This is a genomic window from Mucilaginibacter paludis DSM 18603 (genome assembly GCF_000166195.2).
Lineage (GTDB): Bacteria > Bacteroidota > Bacteroidia > Sphingobacteriales > Sphingobacteriaceae > Mucilaginibacter > Mucilaginibacter paludis.
Genome location: NZ_CM001403.1, coordinates 1,769,422 through 1,791,057, shown reverse-complemented (window position 1 = coordinate 1,791,057; position 21,636 = coordinate 1,769,422). Strand labels below are relative to the sequence as shown.

Sequence of the window (21,636 nt, the reverse complement as noted above, 5' to 3'; positions counted from 1 at the left end):
ATCATTTTAATCAGTGGTGCAAATGTGCAAATCAAAAAATAGAATCGGTGTAATCAAAAATAATCGGTGTAATCAAAAACAATAATAATCGGTGTAATCAAAAATAGAATCAGTGGCAATGAATAGCAGGATAAGCAATATATTAAACAGAACAAAGGGAGACCGGTGGATATGGCTCATCGTCATATTACTATCCATGATTTCTTTGCTGGCTGTATATAGCTCAACCGGTACGCTTGCCTACAAGCGTGGCGTAGGTGCTGAGTCTATTTTGATGAAACACCTGGCCATGATAGTTGGCGGCATCGCGCTGATGTATATTTCGCATAAGCTGGATTACCGTTATTATGCAGGTATATCGAAGGTGTTGATGATAGCCACTATTCCGCTGTTATTATATACGCTGGTTTTTGGTAGCCATGTAAACGATGCCAGCCGCTGGATAGCTATCCCCGGTACAGGCTTAAGTTTCCAAACATCCGATTTGGCTAAGCTGGCTTTAATTACCTACCTGGCACGTACCTTATCGCGGAAGCAAGAAAACATAAAGGATGTTAAACAATCCTTTATCCCAATTATGGGTTCGGTATGTGTTGTATTTATTTTAATTGCGCTGGCCAATTTATCAACAGCCCTGATGTTGTTTGGCGTTAGTATTTTATTGCTCATTATTGGCCGTATCAGTATCAAGCAAATTGCTGTGGTTTGTTTGGCCGGGGCGGTATTGCTGGCCGGGGTTGTTTTTTTAGGCCCGCGCCGTACTACTTATATCTCGCGTATCCACACGTTTATGCATCCGGAAAAGGTGAGTTCGGATAAATCTTTCCAGTCCGACCATTCAAAAATAGCGATTGCCACAGGTGGCATATTAGGCAAAGGGCCGGGCAACAGTACAGAGCGTAATTTTTTACCCGATTCATTTTCGGATGAGATCTACGCCATCATCGTAGAAGAATATGGTTTAATAGGGGGCTTTGCCCTTGTAGGCATTTACTTGTTTTTGTTATACCGCTGCATCAAGATAGTAACTAAAGCTCCAAAGGCATTTGGCGCTTTGTTGGCCGCAGGGCTAAGCTTTAGTTTAACCATACAAGCATTTGCCAATATGGCTGTGGCTGTAGGGCTTGGGCCTGTAACCGGGGTGCCATTGCCTTTAGTAAGCATGGGTGGTACATCAATTTTATTCACCAGTGTGGCGTTCGGTATCATTTTGTCGGTAAGCCGTGATATTGAGGAGCCTAAGAAAATAATTGTAGGAGAAATAACAGAAGTGGCGTAAAGCCCCCGGCCCCTGAAAGGGGGGGAGTAGTTAAGGGTAGAATGATGATTAACAAATAAAGATAAGAAGCAAGCAATGCAAAGCAATAAAAAACCAGCCAATCGCAAGTTAGCCCCAAATGGGGTTATTGGGCCACAGCGCATTATCATCAGCGGCGGGGGCACGGGGGGGCATATTTTTCCGGCTATTGCTATTGCTAATGCTTTAAAAAAGCTCAATCCTCAACACGAGATCCTTTTTGTAGGTGCTTTGGGCCGTATGGAGATGGAAAAGGTTCCGGCTGCCGGTTATCAAATTATTGGTTTGGATATCCAGGGCATACAACGCGGCTCAATATGGAAAAACGTGATGTTTCCGGTTAAGTTGCTAAAAAGTGTGCGCAAGGCATTGACCATTATAAAGGATTTTAAACCCAATGCCGTGGTAGGCGTTGGCGGCTATGCTTCCGGGCCGTTGCTTTACGCTGCTTCGTTAAAAGGGATACCTTATTTAATACAGGAGCAAAACTCTTACGCTGGCGTCACCAACAAGTGGCTCAGCAAAAAAGCGGAAACCATCTGTGTCGCCTTTGATGGAATGGGGCAGTTTTTTCCTCAGGATAAAATCATTAAAACCGGGAACCCGGTACGTAAAGAGTCGGTTGATATTGCTAACAAGCGTATATCATCTTTAGAGCTTTTAAAGTTATCCACGGCTAAAAAAACTATCCTGATTACCGGCGGGAGCCTTGGTGCCGGAACGTTGAATAAAAGCGTAATGGCCGGTTTGGATAAATTAATAGCGGCTGATGTGCAGGTAATATGGCAAACCGGTAAATATTACTACAAGGATATTGTGGAGAAGCTGGGCGAGAATTATCACCCCAACATCCGCATTATGGAGTTTTTAAACCGGATGGATCTGGCTTATGCCGCGGCCGATGTAATTATCTCGCGCGCTGGGGCGGGTACTATTGCCGAGCTCTGCATTATAAAAAAACCGGTAATACTGGTGCCTTCGCCCAACGTGGCCGAAGATCATCAAACCAAAAACGCTTTGGCTTTAGTGCAAACCAATGCGGCAATGTTAGTAGCCGACAGGGATGCTGAAGAAAAACTGATAGATAAGGTTCTGGAATTATTGAAAGATGCAGCCAAACGAAAAACATTAGGCGATAACATTGGTAAACTGGCCCTGCCAAATGCCGATGAGGTTATTGCAAAAGAGGTTATCCAGATAACAATTGACAATTAAATCAAAGCTCCCTTTTCCCAAAGAGGGGGCTTTAAAAAGAAAAAAATGAAATTAAACAATATAGAGCAAGTTTACTTGGTTGGCATCGGGGGCATCGGTATGAGTGGCCTTGCGCGCTATTTCAAGCATTTGGGCTGTGTTGTTTGCGGATACGATAAAACATCAACCCCGTTAACCAAGCAATTAGTTAAAGAGGGCATCCAGGTTACCTATGAGGATAACATAGATACCATCCCTGTTAATTTTTATAAACCCAATAAGGGCACGCTGATTATTTATACTCCGGCTATACCGCATTACGCCGAGATTCTTAGCTTTTTCAGGGAGAAGGGTTTTGAGCCTAAAAAACGCTCGGAGGTATTGGGTATCATCAGCAAGGATTTGATTACCATTGCTGTAGCCGGTACACACGGAAAAACTACGACATCAAGCATGATAGCTCATATCCTTAAATCATCAGGGATAGACTGTTCTGCATTTTTAGGCGGCATTGCCACCAACTACAATACCAATGTGCTTTTTGGTAAAAGTAAGGTGGTGGTGATAGAGGCCGATGAGTATGACCGCTCTTTCCTTACGCTACATCCGGATGTGGCTATCATTACCTCAATGGATGCCGATCACCTGGATATTTATGGTGACCATGAGCGGCTCAAGGAGTCGTTCCAGCTTTTTGCATCGCAACTTAAAATTGGCGGCAGGTTAATCTATCATAAAGGTCTGCCCATCCACAGCGGCGACACTTACGGCATCAATACGTTTGCCGATGCCATAGGCGATAATATCCGGATAGAGAACGGCGCGTTTTGGTTCAACTTTAATAACGGGAAGGAAACCATCAATAATATTCAACTTGGCATCGCCGGTATTCACAATATCGATAATGCGGTGGCTGCCATACAAGCGGCTTTGTATTTAAAGGTTAAGCCCGATGCCATTCATAAGGCACTAACCTCTTTCAGAGGGGTAAAGCGTCGTTTTGAGTATGTTGTAAAAACGGATAAACACATTTACATTGACGATTATGCCCATCACCCCGAAGAATTGCGGGCTTGCATATCGTCAATCAAACAATTATATCCAGGTAAAAAGTTAACCACTGTTTTTCAGCCGCATTTATTTACACGCACGCGCGATTTTGTGGATGGCTTTGCCGATGTTTTAGATATGAGCGATGAGTTGCTGCTGATGGATATTTATCCGGCACGTGAGCTCCCTATCGAAGGGGTAAACGCCGATATGATTTTGAGCCGCATGGATTTAGCCAATAAGCGCCTGTGCAGCAAGCAGGAGTGTATTGATATTGTACGAATGGAAAAGCCCGAACTGCTTTTAACGGTAGGCGCGGGCGATATTGATCAATTAGTTGAACCCTTAAAACTGGCTTTGCAACATGTTCAATAAACCTATATGGAGGCATATACTAATCGGCTTTGCCTGGGTAACCAGCATAGGTGGCATTATTGTGCTCATGAGTTTTATTGAAAGTAAAAAATCGGCAGTGCTTTGCACCGATGTTAAAATTTATATCCCCGGCAATCAGTATTTTATTGATAAAGAAGAGGTCGATAATATTTTACAGGTAAAAAGCAAAGCTATAATAGGGCGCAAGCTGGATGATATCAATATCCACGCTTTAGAAAATAAATTGAAAGCAAATCCATTTATTGAGTTTGCCAAGGTTTATATGGAAATGGATGGCGTTGTGCATGTCGAGATCAGTCAGCGCCAGCCTATCTTAAGGATATTAAACAAATTCGACCAGGATTTTTATGTCGATCAGCATGGCTTAAAAATACCTTTATCAGCCAATTTTACAGCAAAAGTTTTGGTGGCTACCGGTTATATCGAAGAGCTGTTTGCCAACCGGGTTGACTCGTTACATAATACGCTCACTACCGATTTATACAGAACGGCCGATTTTATCCGAAAAGATTCTTTATGGAGCGTTCAAATCGTTCAGATCTATGTGAATAGCACTCACGAGATCGAACTGATACCCAGAGTTGGCAATCACAGGATATTGTTAGGCAATGCAGATTCGTTAGCAATAAAATTTGCAAATCTGCTGGCTTTTTACAAACAGGCCTTACCTAAAGTGGGGCAGGATACGTATAAGATAATTAATATAAAATATGCCAACCAGGTGGTGGGCATTAAAAACGAAGTTCTTAAGAAAGATAGTGTGAACAGGAAAATTACTTCAATTAAACCGGACACATCTACTAAGAAAAATATAACATTAAGAGAGGATTGATATGGACAAAAGCCTGACAAACGAGAAAAGTTCACCAATTGTTGTAGGATTAGACATTGGGACTACAAAAATATGCGCTATCGTTGGCCGCAGAAGCAAGAATGGGAAGATAGAGGTTTTGGGTATCGGAAAGGCGGAGTCGGCAGGTGTAACGCGTGGGATGGTATCTAATATTGATAAAACTGTGCAGGGGATAACGCAGGCGGTTGATGTAGCGGGCACGCAGTCAAACGTTGAAGTTAAGGTGGTAAACGTAGGTATAGCGGGTCAGCATATTAAAAGCTTGCAGCATCGTGGTTTAATTACCCGTCGCGATTTAAATACCGAAATAAGCCGGAAGGATATTGAGAAACTGATAGAGGATATGTATAACCTGGTAATGCCTCCCGGCGAGGAGATTATCCACGTTTTACCGCAGGAATTTACCGTAGATAACGAACCCGGTATCAAAGACCCTATAGGGATGGCTGGCGTAAGGCTTGAAGCCAACTTCCATATCATATCGGGCCAGGTAACCGCTATTAAAAATATTGTAAAGTGTGTTAACAAGGCGCATCTGGAAAGCCAGGAGCTGATATTGGAGCCGTTGGCATCATCAGAAGCGGTATTGAGCGAGGAGGAAAAGGAAGCGGGCGTGGTACTGGTTGATATAGGTGGCGGTACTACCGATGTGGCTATTTTTCATGAAGGGATTATCCGCCATACCGCCGTTATTCCGTTTGGCGGTAACAGCATTACCGAAGATATACGCGAGGGATGTTCTGTGATGCGCAATATTGCCGAGCAGTTGAAAACCCGTTTCGGATCGGCCCTGGCTGATGAAAACAAGGATAACGAAATCGTATGTGTACCCGGTTTACGCGGGCGCGAGCCTAAAGAGATCTCGATTAAAAATCTGGCCTACGTGATACAGGCACGTATGGAAGAGATTGTGGAGCATGTATACTACGAAATTAAAACATCCGGTTACGAAAAGAAGCTGATAGCAGGTATTGTAATAACCGGTGGTGGTGCGCAGTTAAAACATTTGCCGCAATTAGTAGAGTATGTTACCGGTTTAGACTGCCGCGTTGGTTATCCTAACGAGCACCTGGCCAAAAATGATGTACTGCCCAAAAATATTTACGAGGAATTACAGAGCCCAACTTTTGCTACAGGTATTGGTTTGCTGATCAAAGGTATCCAGAAAATGGAAGATACCGTAATGCCGGTGCAGGAGGTAAGAGTTGAAAAGCCCAAATTCTCTGAAGACAGAAAATTTGGATTGTTTGGTAAGATTTTAGAAACAGGAAAGAAATTTATCAGGGATGATATTAAAGATGAGGACTTTTTGAAATAAATTTTCAACAAAGAATAACTTTTCCACATTATTGACAAATGTTAATAAACTATGTGGAAAAACTCTTAATATTACATTAGATAAAATCTGGACTATCGTCGATCACATATAGCTGAAAAAAAGGATTATGCAGTTTGAGATGTTAAAAGAAAAGTCTTCCATCATCAAGGTTATTGGTGTTGGAGGAGGTGGTGGCAACGCTGTTAACCACATGTACAAGCAAGGGATTACAGGTGTTGATTTCATTATCTGTAATACCGATGCCCAGGCTTTAGAATTAAGCCCTATCCCGAACAAGGTGCAGTTAGGCGCCAGTTTAACCGAAGGAATGGGCGCGGGCTCTATCCCTGAAGTAGGCAAAAATTCGGCGATTGAAAATATCGATGATATTAAACTGATGCTGGGTTCAAATACCAAAATGTTGTTTATAACAGCGGGTATGGGTGGTGGTACCGGTACCGGCGCAAGCCCCATTATTGCCAAGGCCGCCCGCGAATTGGATATACTAACCGTTGGTATTATTACCACGCCTTTTTCTTTCGAGGGCAAACGTCGTAAGATGCAGGCCGAAGAGGGGTTGGAAGAGTTTAAAAAACATGTAGACTCCTTCCTGGTAATTTCTAACGATCGTTTAAGAGAAATATTTGGCAACCTTACTCTGGGCTCTGCATTTGCTCAGGCTGATAATATTTTAACAACAGCAGCCAAAGGTATTGCCGAGATCATCACTTTGCCGGGGTATATCAACGTCGACTTTAAGGATGTGCGCACCGTAATGAAAGACAGTGGCGTAGCCATTATGGGTAGCTGTTCTGCCGAAGGTGATAACCGTGCTTTAAAGGCTGTTGAAGGTGCTTTACGCTCGCCCTTGTTAAAGGATAACGAAATTGAAGGTGCACGTTACATCCTGTTGAATATTACTTCGGGTGTTACCGAGGTAACTATGGATGAGGTTAGCATCATTACAGATTTTATTCAGCAGGAAGCCGGTTTATCGGCTGATCTGATCTGGGGTAATTGCCGCGATGAATCATTGGGAGAAAACTTGTCAGTTACCATTATAGCTACCGGTTTCCAAACCAAGGATGAACGCGAAAAAGAGCAAAGCACTAAAAAGGTGATCTCGATGCTGGTTCCAGAAGCCAAGCCATTGGCAAGGCCTGTGAACGAGTTTATCAATACGCCTAAAAAAGAGAATGCTCCTACTGAAATTTATATGAAAACGCAGGCTGAGGAGAAAAAACAAACCGGTTTATTCGATTTGTTCGCCAAGCCCGAAGAGCCTGCCATCATCAGGCACTCATTCCAGCAGGAAGAGCCATCTTTTGAAGAGGAACCGGCTGATACCGATTTTACATTCAAAATATCGGAGCCCGAAGTGCAGTTTGAAACACCGGTGAGAGAGCCTGTAAGATTTGAACCACAACCGCAGCCAGAACCGGATCCAGCTCCAGCACCCGTTGTAGGATTGGATGATCATAAAACCGACGAATCGATAGAAGATCAGTTGCGTAAATCGCGCGAGCGTATTATGCGGTTAAAAGATCTGAGCATGAAACTGCGTAACGGTAATATCCAGGAACTGGAAAACGTTCCGGCTTATAAACGTAAAGAGATAGCTTTACAACAAACACCGGCATCATCAGAGAGTCAGATTTCAAGATTTAGCTTATTAACCGATGATGAGGGTAAAACTGAGATCAGGAACAACAATTCTTTTCTGCACGATAATGTAGATTAAGTGTTAGCGACACGAATTGAAACCCTTTGTATTTATACAAGGGGTTTTTTCGTTATAAACTATCATAAAAAGTTATACCTTTTGTTAATCATCCGGTTAAGCGTTATCTTTGCATTAATTGCGGATATAAAAAATTACGATTTTGGATTTATTTAAAAAGATATCAAAAAACATGGGGCCTTTGGGCCAGCACCAAAAATGGTCGCATGGGTATTTTTCGTTCCCTAAGCTGGAAGGTGAAATTGCGCCACATATGCAATTTATGGGTAAGGAGCATTTAGTGTGGAGCCTGAACAATTACCTGGGTTTGGCAAACCATCCCGAAGTACGTAAGGCAGATGCGCAGGCAGCTGCAGACTTTGGTATGGCTTACCCGATGGGTGCGCGTATGATGTCTGGAAATTCCAAATATCACGAGGCGCTGGAGCAGGACCTTGCAGCCTTTGTAAAAAAAGACGATGCCTTTTTACTTAATTATGGCTACCAGGGTATGTTATCAATTATCGATACTTTGGTTGATCGTAATGATGTTATTGTTTATGATGCCGAATCGCATGCCTGTATTGTTGATGGTGTACGCCTGCACATGGGCAAGCGCTTTGTATACAAGCATAATGATATTGAAAGCTGCGAAAAGCAATTGGAACGAGCCACCAGGCTGAGCGAACAAACCGGAGGTGGAATTCTGCTGATAACCGAAGGCGTATTCGGCATGTCGGGAGCGCAGGGTAAGCTGAAAGAGATCATCGCTTTAAAGGATAAATATGATTTTCGTTTACTGATTGATGATGCGCATGGCTTCGGCACGATGGGTAAAACCGGTGCGGGGACGCACGAAGAGCAGGACTGCGTTGAAGGGGTTGATATATACTTTGGTACCTTCGCCAAATCAATGGCGGGCATAGGCGCCTTTGTGGCCTCTACCGAAGAGATTGTAAACTACCTGCGTTATAATATGCGCTCGCAAACCTTTGCCAAGGCTTTGCCCATGCCGATGGTGATTGGCTTGCAAAAACGCTTTGAGTTATTAAAATCTCAACCGGAACTGCGCGAGAAATTATGGACGATAGCGGCAGCTTTGCAAAACGGTTTAAAAGAGCGTGGTTTTGATACAGGGGTAACTAATACTATGGTAACGCCTGTGTTTTTACAGGGCGATTTAAATGAGGCGACAGCCTTAACCATGGACCTGCGTAAAAACTATGGCATATTTTGCTCCATCGTAATGTACCCCGTTATACCTAAGGGGCTGATACAATTAAGGTTGATACCTACTGCAACACACTCTTTACAAGATGTGGAGATAACACTTTCTGCATTTACAGAGGTAGGCGAGAAGCTAAAATCAGGCTATTATAAAGAACAAAAGATGGCTTTTGCTTAGTTTTTCGTTTCTTAGAACGATATTAAGGGTCGCTAAATTTATATTTAGCGACTTTTTTATTGATAAATAGTTAAAAAAGGCGGTATTTTATCAACCGAACTACATAATGAAGTATTCGGATTATTTATAATATTTAAATACATTTTGCTGTTATGTTGAGTATTTAATTGATTTGTGTAGCCATAATTATAATTTTGTTAAAACGGTGTTAATTTAAAATTTAGTCCGATTGAAAACGGAATGAAAGGTGGCCTTGAATGTGGAAAAAAACGCCTTTGTAGCTATTATTTAGTGCTTTAAATGTTTTTTTTTGATAAAAAAACATTTTACATTAGCGTAGTTTAAAACAATTTTAACCTCATTATTAAAAGGAGTATCTGACAATGAAAAAATTCACAGAAGTAAAAGAATTAGTTGCGGCTTTGGAGGCTGATGCAGACAAATTCTACAACAAAGGTAACAGTGCAGCCGGAACACGTGTTCGTAAAGGTATGCAGGATTTAAAAAACCTTGCTCAGGCGATTCGCTTAGAGGTACAAGAGTCTAAAAACAAAGAAGCTGCTAAATAATATTTTTGAATTATTTATAAAAGGCCCGGCTTATTAGCCGGGTTTTTTATTTTACAATACTTGCAGTTGTTCGCTTATTTTTTTTGCAGTTTGCTCACCTATACCAACTAAGGGTAGTCTGAGGGTATCGCCGCAAATGCCTAATTCTTTTAAAGCATATTTTACACCGGCAGGGTTGCCTTCGGCAAACATCAGGGCAGTAAACTCAATCAGGCTATAGTGCAATGGGCGGGCCTTGGCAAAATCGCCTTGTAGGCACAGCCTGATCATGGCTGAGAACACGCGGGGTAGTGCGTTGCCGATAACCGAAATAACGCCTACAGCACCCATCGCAATCAGCGGCAAGGTAACCGGGTCGTCGCCCGAGATGAAAAGAAATTCTTCGGGCTTGTTTTTTAGGATATGATTAAAATGATCAAAGTTCCCCGTGGCTTCTTTTGTAGCTATAATGTTTTTAAAATCATGAGCAAGGCGCAGCGTCGTGTCGGCACTAATGGTGCTGCCTGTACGGCCCGGTACGTTATAAAGAAAAACAGGCAACGGCGAATTTTCTGCAATAGCCTTATAATGCTGATAAATTCCTTCCTGGGTGGGCTTATTGTAATAAGGACTCACCGAAAGTATAGCGTCGTAACCCTCGGCATCAAATTCTTCAATGCTTTTTAAAACTTCGTAAGTATTATTGCCGCCTATGCCGGCAACTAAGGGCACACGGCCATTGGTAATTTCAACGGTACGCTTCCAGATCTGCTTCTTCTCATCCTTGTTTAATGTTGAGCTTTCACCGGTTGTGCCCAATGAAACTAAATATTCTACTCCGCCTCCAATAATATGGTTAATTACTGCCTCGAGGCCACCAAAGTCTACTGCTCCGTCTGGATGAAAGGGAGTTGCCATTGCAACTCCGGTTCCGTGAAATTTGTTCATTTTAATTTATAAGGGCGCTAAGATAATAACTTGACCACTGATTTTAGGATGATTTTTTTGATTTCACTGATTTCTTAGAATTTTAATTTTATAGTCGCAAAAGGACCACTGATTTTTAGGATGATTTTTTTGATTTCACTGATTTCTTAGAATTTTAATTTTATAGTCGCAAAAGGACCACTGATTTTTAGGGTGATTTTTTTGATTTTCCTGATTTCTTAGAATTTTAATTTTATAGTCGCAAAAGGACCACTGATTTTTAGGATGATTTTTTTGATTTTCCTGATTTCTTTGTTTAAATTTTTATACCTCATCGTAAAGCCAGCATATTCAAAATCCAATCATCATCATTAATCCAGTTCAATATAATCAGTGTAATCAAAAAAATCATCCTAAAAATCAGCGGTCTAAATCAGTGGTCAGCATAGTTAACAATTCATCATCACTAATAATCGGTATGTTCAGCTTATTGGCTTTTTCCAGTTTAGCTGGCCCCATGTTATCACCTGCAACCAGGTAATTCAACTTAGCCGATATGCTGCTTAATATCTTACCGCCATTCTGTTCAATGATATCCTTCAGCTCATCACGCGAATATTTTTCAAATACACCCGAAATAATAAAGGTTTTGCCGCTTAATTTATCGCTGGCAAGCACCAGCTCTTTCTCGTTACTTACAAATTGCAGACCCTGCGCCTTTAGTTTTTCAACCTGTTGCACGTGCTCCGGGCTACTCCAGTAGTCAACAAGACTCTCGGCAATGCGGGTGCCTATTTCGTCAACGGTGGTAAGCTCTTCAATATTGGCTTTCATCAGGTTGTCGATGTTTTTAAAATAGGCAACCAGCTTGCGGGCTACCGTTTCGCCAACATAACGGATGCCCATACCAAACAGTACCTTTTCAAAAGGCATCTGCTTTGATTTTTCGATGCCCTCCATCATGTTATTGATGGATTTTTCTCCAAACCGGCCCAGTTGCTTCAACTCGTCGCTACGCAGGTGCAGGTCGTAAATATCACTAATGTGGCGTAAAAAGCCTTTTTGGTACAAGGTTTCGATAGTTTCATCGCCCAGGCCATCAATATTCATGGCTTTGCGACCTATAAAGTGCTGCATTTTGCCAACAATTTGCGGTGGGCAACCTTCGTCGTTAGGGCAGTAGTGGTTAGCCTCACCTTCCTGGCGTACCAACTCGGTCCCGCATTCGGGGCAGTGGGTAATATAGGCGATAGGCGCGGCATCCGGTTTGCGTTTAAGCGGGTTCACACTGATAATCTTCGGTATAATCTCGCCTCCCTTTTCTACAAAAACGCTGTCGCCTTCATGCAGGTCGAGCCTTAAAATTTCGTTGGCGTTGTGTAGCGATGCACGTTTAACGGTAGTGCCTGCCAGCACAACAGGTTTTAAATTGGCTACCGGCGTAACAGAACCGGTGCGGCCAACCTGGTAGCTTACACTCTCCAGCACCGTTTCGGCCTGCTGTGCTTTGTATTTATAGGCAATGGCCCAGCGCGGCGATTTGGCCGTAAAACCCAGTTCCTGTTGCTGCGCGTAACTGTTTACTTTGAGTACAATGCCGTCAATATCATAGCTCAGGTCAAACCTTTTCTCATTCCAACTGGCTATAAACTCAAACACTTCATCTATGTTTTTGCAAAGTTTGGTATGCTCACATACATGGAAGCCCCAACTTTTAACAGCCATAATGCTATCCCAGTGCGTTTTAAAAACAGGCTTGTCTGTATATAAAAAATACAGAAAGCAATCCAGCGGGCGGCGCGCTACTTCCCTCGAGTCCTGTAGTTTAATGGTGCCCGAGGCAAAGTTACGCGGATTGGCGTAGGGCATTTCGTTTTGTTCAATGCGTTCGTTGTTGAGGCGGTCGAAGGCTTTACGGTGCATAAAAACTTCGCCACGGATCTCAAAATGATCCGGGTAATTGCCCTCGTCCAGTTTTTTGGGTATGGTGTGGATGGTTTTTACATTGGCGGTAACATCATCACCCTGTATCCCATCGCCACGGGTAACAGCGCGTATTAGCTTACCCTGCTCGTAGGTAAGGCTCATAGATAAGCCATCGAACTTCAATTCGCACACATATTCAAAGTCGTCGCCAATAGCTTTGCGCACGCGCTGGTCAAAATCCTGCAGTTCTTGTTCGCTGTAGGTATTGCCTAACGACATCATGGGCCATTTGTGCCTAACGGTTTCAAACTCCTTGGTAATTTCGCCGCCTACCTGCTGCGTTGGCGAGTCGGGTTCGGCAAATTCTGGAAATTGTTTTTCGAGTGCTGCCAGTTCTTCCAGCTTTTTGTCGAAATCAAAGTCGGATATGGTGGGCATAGCCAGCACATAATAATTATAGTTGTGCTGTTTTAGTTCGGCGGATAAAGTATGTATTTTGTTTTTAGCTTCTGTTGGCGACATGAAACGAAGATAAGGAATTGGTATATTTTGCAATGTTTATTTATAAAATTCAACAATTTAATCCTTGTTTTGATGCTCATCAGGATGAATGTTCGGAACATAAAAAGATAAAATATTAATTTGGTACCGGCAATCGCAATCAATCAATAGTACAATGGCCTACCAATTAGTAACCCAATAACCAATAATTAAAAAAACAATAAACTATCCGTGAAATTCAAAGTCATAACAATACAATAACCTAAAATTAAATCTTATCTACTTATGAAAGCGCTAATTAAATGTAACCTGTTAACCATACTAATGCTGGTGTTGGGTTTTACATCTTTTGCCCAGTTGCATTACAATATCGACCTGAGAGTTTCCGATCATAAAGCAAAAATCAGTTCTGTTGAGTTTGCCTGCGGCGATGTTGGTATTTGCCTGGATCCTGATGGAGATATAAGCCTTAATCTGCCGCAAGAAGGCGGATACGAATATTTTACGCGTGCCGATGGGGAATACAAACAAGGTAAACTTAAAAGGATAGGCAATACAAATTTTGACTATTACGATGTTTTTGCTGGCGAAGATAAACGCGGAAAACTGAAATCGATAGGGGATGTGGCTATTAACTATTACGACCGGTTAGATGGCTTTGATAATATTGGCAGGGCCAAATCAATAGGGAAATTTTTTTTGCGCTATTATGACAGGTTTGACGGCCAGCAAACCCTGCTGGGGCAGCTAAAAGCGATAGGCGATGCAAACGTTAGCTACTACACCCAGTTTGATGGCTTTGATAATATCGGCAAACTTAAAAGCATTGGCAACACCATTATTACTTATTACACCCGTTTTGATTTCGGCGAAGATTTGGGTAGAATAAAAAGTGTTACCGGCATCACCCCTCATGTACGTATAAGGAGGGCGTCGTAAGGGCAGCAGATGAATACGGAAATACCTGTATTTGGTAGATGGTGAATGATGTTTTTGTATTGATATTTTATTGCGAATATTAAAATATCAATACCTTTAATAAAAAAAGTCAACCATGAAAACCAAATTACTATTATTATGCCTTATGCTGCCTGCGGCTGCGTTTTGCCAATCTATCACCTCGCCAATGGTAGCCAGCTCAGATGATCATACAACTACCATAACTAAGGTAGAGGTTACTGGCCAAAACACGGTGGTATCGTTTAAACATATATGCTATAAAAAAGGTAGCTGGGTGCAGCTAAATAAAAGTATGTATTTGCAGGATGCCAATGGCGAGGAACGGTATAACTACGTACGCTCGGAAGGTATGCCATTGCGCCCTGCAAAGTTTACCGCTACAGCAGATAACCAGGAAGTAGATTTTAAGGTTTATTTTGAGAAGCTGAAACCCGGTACTAAGGAGATCAATGTGATTGAAAGGGCTCGGTCGTTGGCCGAATTAAGCGACGGTATAACCTATTTTAACTATTATAAGGTGAACTTATACAAATCCAAACCAGAAACAGCAATTGAGGAGCGTGTTGTGGTAAGGGATGTAACGTTGATGCCGCCGCCGCGGGTGGATGATGCTGTGACAGTTGATACAGCATATTCTGTTGGTACTAATTTTTCATCGGGGATTTTTAAGGGCGATATGACTAATCTGGGCCCCATCATGAGCGGTATGTATACCAGCTTGCTTAATGCTCAATTGAAGATTTACAGCGATCCGGCTATAACAGATCAATTGGCCAGGATTACTAAAAATTATTATGATGCGTTGATTAAGGCTGGTTTTTCAATGGATGCCGCGTTAAAGATCATCACTTCGAAACAGTTGGTTTCGATGGACGGAATAGCTAAGTGATTAGTTTTATAACCAGGGGCCGAAGCCCTGTTCTATTGGTATTGAGCCTTTCTGCATTAACACAACAAATAGTATGATTGCTGCTTATACAAGGGGAGGCAAACAAATATTAGGATAATTGCTTATAGTGTATATAACCATAAACGATGAAAACACTTGCCATTGGATTGATAGCTTTAGGAGCAGTAATGCTGATCTGGACAGGATTTACCTATACCAAAAAAGAAAAGGTAATTGATGCCGGGCCTATACAGGTTTCGGCCGACCGCCAAAAGACTGTTAACTGGCCGCCCTATGCCGGAGGTATTTTGGTTGTAGCAGGAGTTGTGTTGCTACTTAATGCCAAGAAGGCAGGATAAATTGCTAATAATGAAGATAACACGGCCTCGTGGGCTCTTGAGTACAAATACCAGTAAAAAAAAAGGAGAGCCAAACGGCTCTCCTTTTTTTTACTCTTCGTCGTCGGTGCCTTCACCGGCGATAAATTATGCGGCAAATACTTCTTTAATTCTGTCGGCAGCTTCTTTCAGCAAGATGGCTGATTTTACTTGCAGGCCAGATTCGTCGATTAGCTTTTTAGCTTCCTCAGCATTGGTACCTTGTAAACGAACAATGATTGGAACAGGGATGTTGCCAATTTCGTTATAGGCGTCAATAACACCCTGTGCTACGCGATCACAACGAACAATACCACCAAAGATATTGATCAGGATAGCCTTAACGTTAGGGTCTTTCAAAATGATGTTAAAAGCTGCTTTAACTGTTTGGGCATTAGCGGTACCGCCAACGTCTAAAAAGTTAGCAGGCTCGCCACCGGCAATTTTAATAATATCCATGGTAGCCATAGCTAAACCGGCACCATTCACCATACAACCTACGTTACCATCTAATTTAACATAGTTCAGGTTTGAGCGGCTTGCTTCAACTTCCATCGGGTCTTCTTCGGCTGTATCGCGTAAAGCGGCAAAGTCCGGATGACGGTATAAAGCGTTATCGTCTAAATTTACTTTAGCATCAACCGCTAATATTTTATTATCAGATGTTTTTAAAACAGGGTTGATCTCAAACATAGCCGAATCGGTAGCGTCGTAAGCTTTATATAAAGCGGCTACAAATTTTACCATATCCTTAAAAGCATCGCCCGATAAACCTAAGTTAAAAGCAATTTTACGAGCCTGGAAAGCTTGTAAGCCAACTTTAGGGTCAATTTCTTCTTTAAATATCAAATGTGGAGTATGCTCAGCAACTTCCTCAATATCCATACCGCCTTCGGTTGAATACATGATGATGTTACGGCCAGCGGCACGGTCAAGCAATACGCTCATGTAAAACTCTTTGGTTTCGGTAGCGCCCGGATAGTAAACATCCTGTGCAACTAAAACTTTGCTAACCAATTTACCTTCAGGCCCGGTTTGCGGGGTTACCAATTGCATGCCGAGTATAGCGCCTGCTTTTTCTTTAACCTCGTCAATATTACGGGCTAACTTAACGCCACCACCTTTACCACGGCCACCGGCATGTATTTGAGCTTTAACAACTACCCAGTCAGACCCAAAGTCTTCCTTTAATTTTTTAGCAGCCTCAACAGCTTGTTCAACATTATCGGCAACAATGCCTTCCTGAATTCTTACACCAAAACTTTTTAGTATAGCTTTACCCTGGTATTCGTGAATATTCATTTTTTGAAATATTTTGCGGTAAAGCTATTAATTTCAGTTGTTACAATAAAGCCATAATGGTTTTTTTTAAATAAATAAGTGAGATTGATCAATTTACGCGAGCATGTTAATTATAACGGCATACGGCAGCAATGTTAGGCTTGTATAATCCTCAATAATCTAATCGGCGTAACCAAAAAAACAATATTTTTGTACAATGCTCAAAGCTCAATCCATAAAAAAATCGTACGGTAAATTACAAATACTAAAAGGCGTTGATATTGCCGTTGAGCATGGCGAAATTGTAACTATAGTTGGTGCTTCGGGAGCCGGAAAAAGCTCGTTGCTTAACATTATAGGGACGCTGGATAAACCCGATGACGGCTCTGTTTTAATTAAAGGGCAGGATGTTAACCGTCTGGGCCGCAGTCAGCTCAGTGCTTTCCGTAACAAGGAGATCGGTTTTATTTTCCAGTTTCATCATTTACTGGTAGAGTTTTCGGCCATCGAAAATGTTTGCATTCCGGCCTTTATTGGCGGAACGCCAAAAGCCGCGGCCGAAAAACGCGCTACTGAACTATTGGATATGTTAGGCCTGGCCGATAGGATACATCACAAACCTAACCAGCTATCGGGCGGAGAGCAGCAACGCGTGGCTGTTGCCAGGGCACTGATTAATAATCCAGCTTTAATTTTAGCCGACGAACCTTCCGGCAACCTGGATTCGGCTAACGCGCGCGAGCTGCACCGCTTGTTTATTGATTTGCGCCGGGAGTTTAAACAAACATTTATTATTGTAACACACAATGAAGAGCTGGCCGACCTGTCTGACCGTAAAATACTGATGAAAGACGGTTTAATTGTTGACCATTTATAAGTAACAAACGTGAGCATATTGATTACCGCCGCCAATTCGGCACAGGCTTACCAGTTGAAAAGTATTTTAGCACCAGAAGCCGATATTTTATTGGGCGATTACCTTGAAATTCCGGATCTGCTGGTAAAGAGCGGAAAAATGATACGGACACCTAAGCCCGAAGGAAACGCCTTTATACACGAAATGCTGGCTCTTTGCCTTGATAAAGGGATACATCAACTTTTTGCTTTAAGGCGAGCCGAGCTTTTGCCCCTGGCCGAAGCAAGGCAATTGTTTGCCGAGTTTGATATTACCTTGTATATCCCCGCAAGGGAAATTATTACCGCTGATGTAGCTCGTGGCATTGACGGAAGGATAGTGGTTATTGAAAACGGACGCCTACTTGCGGGCCATATTGAAGATTATGCTGATGATAGTGCTCTGCCTGGTTGGGGCGATATCGGGGTTTTTAAAACAAACAACCAGGAGTATACCCTATTTACTGCCGATTAATGTTGACTTACGCTGATTTAGAACCACGCAAAAAAGCATTGGTACTCGAACTGGATAACGTATTGTATCCGGAAAAGGATTACTTGTTGCAGGTATATTATCTTTTTGCCAGTTTTTTAGAATATAAAGAGTTGTTTGATGCCCGGGTTTTAACCAAACTGATGACTAAAACGCTGGAAGAAGAAGGTGCCACCCACGTATTTAACCGGGTGCAAGAGCGTTTTAATATCAATGAGCAGTACCGGTATAACTTTAACTTGCTGCACCAAACCGCGCGCCTGCCCTTAAAGCTGTTGCTATATCAACAAGCCTTAACTTTATTGCAGGAAGCTGTGGTTGACCGCAAGCAACTGTTTATTTTGACCAATGGTGACCCGCAACAGCAACTCAACAAAATAAGGCAAATGGAATGGCACGGCCTTGAGCAATACCTCACCTGCTATTTTGCCGACGAAATTAAACCAAAACCTGAGCCGGACGCGCTTCATTATATCCTGAAAAAACATAACCTGGAGCGTCGCGATATAGTGATGATGGGGAATAGCGAGGCTGATCAATTATGTGCCGAAGCAAGTGGAGTGGACTTTATAGAGATAGTGCATAAATAGTTTATACCATAGAACTAATATAGTAGCTTTGCGTTAAAATACTTATTGATCAATTGGTTATACAAGTAAGCGCTTATGAAAAAATACCTTTACCTGATTTTGGCTACACTTGCAGCGCTAACCTCGGCATGTAAAAAAAATAACCAGACGGCGAGTATCGACATGGTGAAAGATTCGGTTTACCTGTATGCAAAGGAAGACTATTTATGGTATGATGCTTTGCCTGATTATAACTCCTTTAATCCGCGATCATATATGGGATCAAACGATTTGGCTGCATTGCAGGGCGAGGTTGACGCGATATCGCAATTTAAGATCAACCCGGTTACCAATTATCCTTACGAATATAACAGCAGCAACCGTGGCCACGCTAAGTATTCATTTATAGACCAGGGCGAAACTTCGCAGGTTTTAAGCGGAAACAATGGCGACTTTGGTTTTTACCCGGTTTATACACCGATATCGAGTACGGATTTGCGTGTAAGATATGTAAACCCTGGCTCACCAGCGGCAGCTGCCGGTTTACACCGGGGCGATCTGATTTTGAGCATAGCGAATGTTCCCGGTTTGGATGTAAATAATACTACCGATCTCAATGCTATTACTGCTGCGCTTTCTGCCAAAAGCATCGGCATGACATTGAGGCGTGCCAATGGAACAACTTATGCGGTGAATATTGCGGCCGCCAATTATACGGCCAACCCGGTTATGAAAGATACGGTGTATAACACATCCAGCGGTAAAAAAGTAGGCTACCTTGTTTTCTCGGTTTTTACAGATAGCATCAATGCTAAACCTAAACTTGACGCCGCTTTTGATTATTTTATTAACCAGGGCATAACCGATCTGGTGGTTGATTTGCGTTATAACGGGGGCGGTTATGTATCTACGGCTGAGTATCTGGATAATTTAATTGTTCCGGCGGCAAAGTCGGGTGCAAAAATGTACACCGCGTTTTATAATAACAAATTACAAAACGATCAGCACCCTTTATTAAATACACAGTTTAATATTAAACCCGGCGAATTTAGTCAGGCTAACAACACGGTGCTTTTTTCGAAAAAAAAATCGCTTAACCTGAGTAGTAACCGGGTTATTTTTATTGTAACCGGGCGTACCGCTTCTGCCAGTGAGCTAACCATCAATAATTTGCGGCCCCATATGGATGTGAAGTTGATTGGTACTAAATCCTACGGAAAACCAGTTGGATTTTTTAATATCCCGATAAACCGTTATCAGTTATACATAACCGAATTTGAAACCAAAAACGCTGCAAACCAGGGTGGATATTATGCCGGTATGACACCCGCTTCCGCTGATTATCCGGGCTACCTCTCTGCCGACGATGTGACGAAAGATTTTGGCGACCCAACCGAAGGCCTGCTGTCGCACGCGCTGTCGTATATTGATGTGGGTACCTACGCCATTGCTTCGCCGAAGGTTGAAAGTATGGGGAATACTACGCTGTCCGTTCAGCAGCAAAACAACCTGGATGGTAAACTTAACGACCATGCTTTTAATGGAATGATATTTAATAGCCGGATGAAGCGGAAATAAGGTATCAAGAATACCTGCGGCAGGGTTTGATGTTACCCGGTGCCCAGTTCACACAGGAGTTTGGGGGGCGTAGCGCAGCAAAACAAACCCCTGGTAGCCACACTTCCAAACCGGCCCCTTCAAGCGGGAAGTTTGGTAAAAAAACTAATTTACAATGAGATATAAGAAAAATCAGGCGGTGGGCCGTGCGATTCCCCTCTCGAGAGCAGGGCTGTTGCATTTAAAAGAAGAAGGATTTAAATTTGCAGAAAAAAGAGTATGGACAAGGGCATCATAACCTATTTGCAGAAGTTGCCAGACGTGCGTAGAAAGGCTGGTCAGCGGCATGACCAAACGTTTATTTTGTTATTATTTGTGATGGGGACGATGAGTGGTTATTACGGCTATCGTGCTCTGGGTGATTTTATAAAGCGTAATCAAAAAGATCTTTTGACTTATTTCACTCCGAAAAAATCCCGTTTGCCTACGTTTTATACCGTGAGGCGTGTACTGCAGAATTTAGATTTTGAAAGTTTAAGCGAAGTTTTTTATCAATGGGCCAGTCAGTATACAGAAATCAATAAAAATGAATGGATGAATATAGATGGCAAAGCGATCAAAGGGACAATGAGTGATTATGCGCTTGAAAAACAGCGATTTGTAAATTTGGTGAGTATCTATAATGGGAGCCGTGGTCAAGTATTAGCCCAGGGTCTTGTAGACAATTCAAAGGAAAGTGAAATTCCGGTGGTACGCAAGCTTATTGCTGAACTGGGATTGGAAGGGGTAACGTTTACGCTTGACGCCTTACATTGCCAAAAAAAACAGTTGAGCTGATAATAGGTACGAATAATGATTATATGATAGGCGTAAAAAAGAATCAAAAGGGCCTTTATGAAAAAATAGCGGCGCTGACATCGGATACAGCAAAGGTTTGCAGCAAGTTCGTTGAATTGGAGAAAAATAAAGGACGTACAGAGCGCAGATCGGTATGTATATGCCCGGCGCCAGAAGAAATCAGTAAAGCCTGGATAGGCGCCAGTCAGGTAATCAAGGTAGAGCGTTGGGTAAAAGACAAAAATAAGATCAGTGAGGATTGCGCATTCTATATCAGCAGTGTGAGGGAAAATGCACAATTGTTATGCTATGGAATCAGAAGTCATTGGGGGATAGAGAATAAGCTACATTGGGTAAAGGATGTCACGTTTAAAGAGGATGCCTCCCGCATTAGAACTTCTCATGCACCAGAAAATATATCGGTGTTTAGAAACATCGCTATTAACGTTTTCAGAGCTCATGGCTTTCAAAATATAGCACAAGCACAAAGACTCGTTTGCAATGACATCGGCAGATTGAAACAGTTACTCACTTAGAACGCAACAGCCCTGCCTCTCGAGAGGGGTGGAGGGGTGTGTACTATACGAGCGATTATAAGACACGGATAATGCTGCATTCACATCTTCTATTTCTTAGTATATTGG

The 21,636-nt window shown here is 42.3% G+C and carries 19 protein-coding genes and 1 pseudogene; 17 read left to right on the top strand and 3 right to left on the bottom strand.

Features of this window, described 5'->3' with window-relative positions; translation table 11 throughout:
* Positions 1 to 118: 118 nt before the first annotated feature.
* The 8 genes from MUCPA_RS07580 (at position 119) to MUCPA_RS07545 (ending at position 9,802) form a co-directional block, all read left to right on the top strand.
* Positions 119 to 1,279, top strand: coding sequence for an FtsW/RodA/SpoVE family cell cycle protein (locus MUCPA_RS07580; RefSeq protein ID WP_008505535.1), 1,161 nt, complete (start codon positions 119 to 121; stop codon positions 1,277 to 1,279).
* A 75-nt stretch (positions 1,280 to 1,354) separates the two neighbouring features.
* A complete protein-coding gene (gene murG, locus MUCPA_RS07575) occupies positions 1,355 to 2,512 on the top strand; it encodes an undecaprenyldiphospho-muramoylpentapeptide beta-N-acetylglucosaminyltransferase (RefSeq protein WP_008505534.1) in 1,158 nt (385 codons plus the stop codon).
* A 45-nt stretch (positions 2,513 to 2,557) separates the two neighbouring features.
* Entirely contained in the window at positions 2,558 to 3,916 is a 1,359-nt protein-coding gene (gene murC, locus MUCPA_RS07570; RefSeq protein WP_008505533.1) for a UDP-N-acetylmuramate--L-alanine ligase, read from the top strand.
* The gene (locus MUCPA_RS07565) at positions 3,906 to 4,769 is read left to right on the top strand and encodes a cell division protein FtsQ/DivIB (RefSeq protein WP_008505532.1); all 864 of its coding nucleotides are present in this window, start codon (positions 3,906 to 3,908) and stop codon (positions 4,767 to 4,769) included. The genes murC and MUCPA_RS07565 overlap by 11 nt, the downstream gene beginning before the upstream one ends.
* A 1-nt stretch (position 4,770) precedes the next feature.
* The gene (gene ftsA / locus MUCPA_RS07560) at positions 4,771 to 6,108 is read left to right on the top strand and encodes a cell division protein FtsA (RefSeq protein WP_008505531.1); all 1,338 of its coding nucleotides are present in this window, start codon (positions 4,771 to 4,773) and stop codon (positions 6,106 to 6,108) included.
* 127 nt (positions 6,109 to 6,235) lie between these two features.
* Complete coding sequence (ftsZ, locus tag MUCPA_RS07555) at positions 6,236 to 7,849, top strand: cell division protein FtsZ (protein ID WP_008505530.1); 1,614 nt, start codon at positions 6,236 to 6,238, stop codon at positions 7,847 to 7,849.
* 142 nt (positions 7,850 to 7,991) lie between these two features.
* Positions 7,992 to 9,233: an aminotransferase class I/II-fold pyridoxal phosphate-dependent enzyme gene (locus MUCPA_RS07550; protein WP_008505529.1), complete on the top strand. Its 1,242-nt coding sequence runs from the start codon at positions 7,992 to 7,994 to the stop codon at positions 9,231 to 9,233.
* A 383-nt stretch (positions 9,234 to 9,616) separates the two neighbouring features.
* On the top strand, positions 9,617 to 9,802 hold the full coding sequence (locus MUCPA_RS07545) for a histone H1 (RefSeq protein WP_008505528.1): 186 nt from the start codon (positions 9,617 to 9,619) through the stop codon (positions 9,800 to 9,802).
* A gap of 51 nt (positions 9,803 to 9,853) precedes the next feature.
* Here the strand turns inward: MUCPA_RS07545 and dapA are convergent, their stop codons facing one another.
* Both dapA and ligA read right to left on the bottom strand, forming a co-directional pair.
* A complete protein-coding gene (gene dapA / locus MUCPA_RS07540) occupies positions 9,854 to 10,729 on the bottom strand; it encodes a 4-hydroxy-tetrahydrodipicolinate synthase (RefSeq protein WP_008505527.1) in 876 nt (291 codons plus the stop codon).
* 399 nt (positions 10,730 to 11,128) lie between these two features.
* On the bottom strand, positions 11,129 to 13,156 hold the full coding sequence (gene ligA / locus MUCPA_RS07535; RefSeq protein WP_008505526.1) for an NAD-dependent DNA ligase LigA: 2,028 nt from the start codon (positions 13,154 to 13,156) through the stop codon (positions 11,129 to 11,131).
* Between the two features lie 264 nt (positions 13,157 to 13,420).
* Between ligA and MUCPA_RS07530 the strand changes: the two genes are divergently transcribed.
* From MUCPA_RS07530 to MUCPA_RS07520, 3 genes are all read left to right on the top strand, one after another.
* The gene (locus tag MUCPA_RS07530) at positions 13,421 to 14,074 is read left to right on the top strand and encodes a hypothetical protein (RefSeq protein WP_008505525.1); all 654 of its coding nucleotides are present in this window, start codon (positions 13,421 to 13,423) and stop codon (positions 14,072 to 14,074) included.
* Positions 14,075 to 14,189: 115 nt separating this feature from the next.
* Entirely contained in the window at positions 14,190 to 14,984 is a 795-nt protein-coding gene (locus tag MUCPA_RS07525) for a hypothetical protein (RefSeq protein ID WP_008505524.1), read from the top strand.
* 146 nt (positions 14,985 to 15,130) lie between these two features.
* Positions 15,131 to 15,343 carry a hypothetical protein gene (locus tag MUCPA_RS07520; RefSeq protein ID WP_008505523.1) on the top strand — a complete coding sequence of 71 codons (213 nt, stop codon included), beginning with the start codon at positions 15,131 to 15,133 and terminating at the stop codon, positions 15,341 to 15,343.
* A gap of 126 nt (positions 15,344 to 15,469) precedes the next feature.
* Here the strand turns inward: MUCPA_RS07520 and sucC are convergent, their stop codons facing one another.
* Positions 15,470 to 16,663, bottom strand: a complete 1,194-nt coding sequence (gene sucC, locus MUCPA_RS07515) for an ADP-forming succinate--CoA ligase subunit beta (RefSeq protein ID WP_008505522.1) — start codon at positions 16,661 to 16,663, stop codon at positions 15,470 to 15,472.
* Positions 16,664 to 16,859: 196 nt separating this feature from the next.
* Here sucC and MUCPA_RS07510 point away from each other — a divergent pair, with 196 nt between their 5' ends.
* The 6 genes and pseudogenes from MUCPA_RS07510 (at position 16,860) to MUCPA_RS39500 (ending at position 21,528) form a co-directional block, all read left to right on the top strand.
* A complete protein-coding gene (locus tag MUCPA_RS07510; protein WP_008505517.1) occupies positions 16,860 to 17,519 on the top strand; it encodes an ABC transporter ATP-binding protein in 660 nt (219 codons plus the stop codon).
* Between the two features lie 9 nt (positions 17,520 to 17,528).
* Positions 17,529 to 18,011: a hypothetical protein gene (locus MUCPA_RS07505; RefSeq protein ID WP_008505516.1), complete on the top strand. Its 483-nt coding sequence runs from the start codon at positions 17,529 to 17,531 to the stop codon at positions 18,009 to 18,011.
* A complete protein-coding gene (locus tag MUCPA_RS07500) occupies positions 18,011 to 18,619 on the top strand; it encodes an HAD family hydrolase (RefSeq protein ID WP_008505515.1) in 609 nt (202 codons plus the stop codon). The genes MUCPA_RS07505 and MUCPA_RS07500 overlap by 1 nt, the downstream gene beginning before the upstream one ends.
* Before the next feature lie 75 nt (positions 18,620 to 18,694).
* Positions 18,695 to 20,176, top strand: a complete 1,482-nt coding sequence (locus tag MUCPA_RS35785) for a S41 family peptidase (protein WP_008505514.1) — start codon at positions 18,695 to 18,697, stop codon at positions 20,174 to 20,176.
* A gap of 154 nt (positions 20,177 to 20,330) precedes the next feature.
* The gene (locus MUCPA_RS39175; RefSeq protein ID WP_262492990.1) at positions 20,331 to 20,453 is read left to right on the top strand and encodes a hypothetical protein; all 123 of its coding nucleotides are present in this window, start codon (positions 20,331 to 20,333) and stop codon (positions 20,451 to 20,453) included.
* Positions 20,435 to 21,528: pseudogene (locus MUCPA_RS39500) on the top strand (ISAs1 family transposase). The gene MUCPA_RS39175 and the pseudogene MUCPA_RS39500 overlap by 19 nt, the downstream one beginning before the upstream one ends.
* The last annotated feature ends 108 nt before the right edge of the window (positions 21,529 to 21,636 follow it).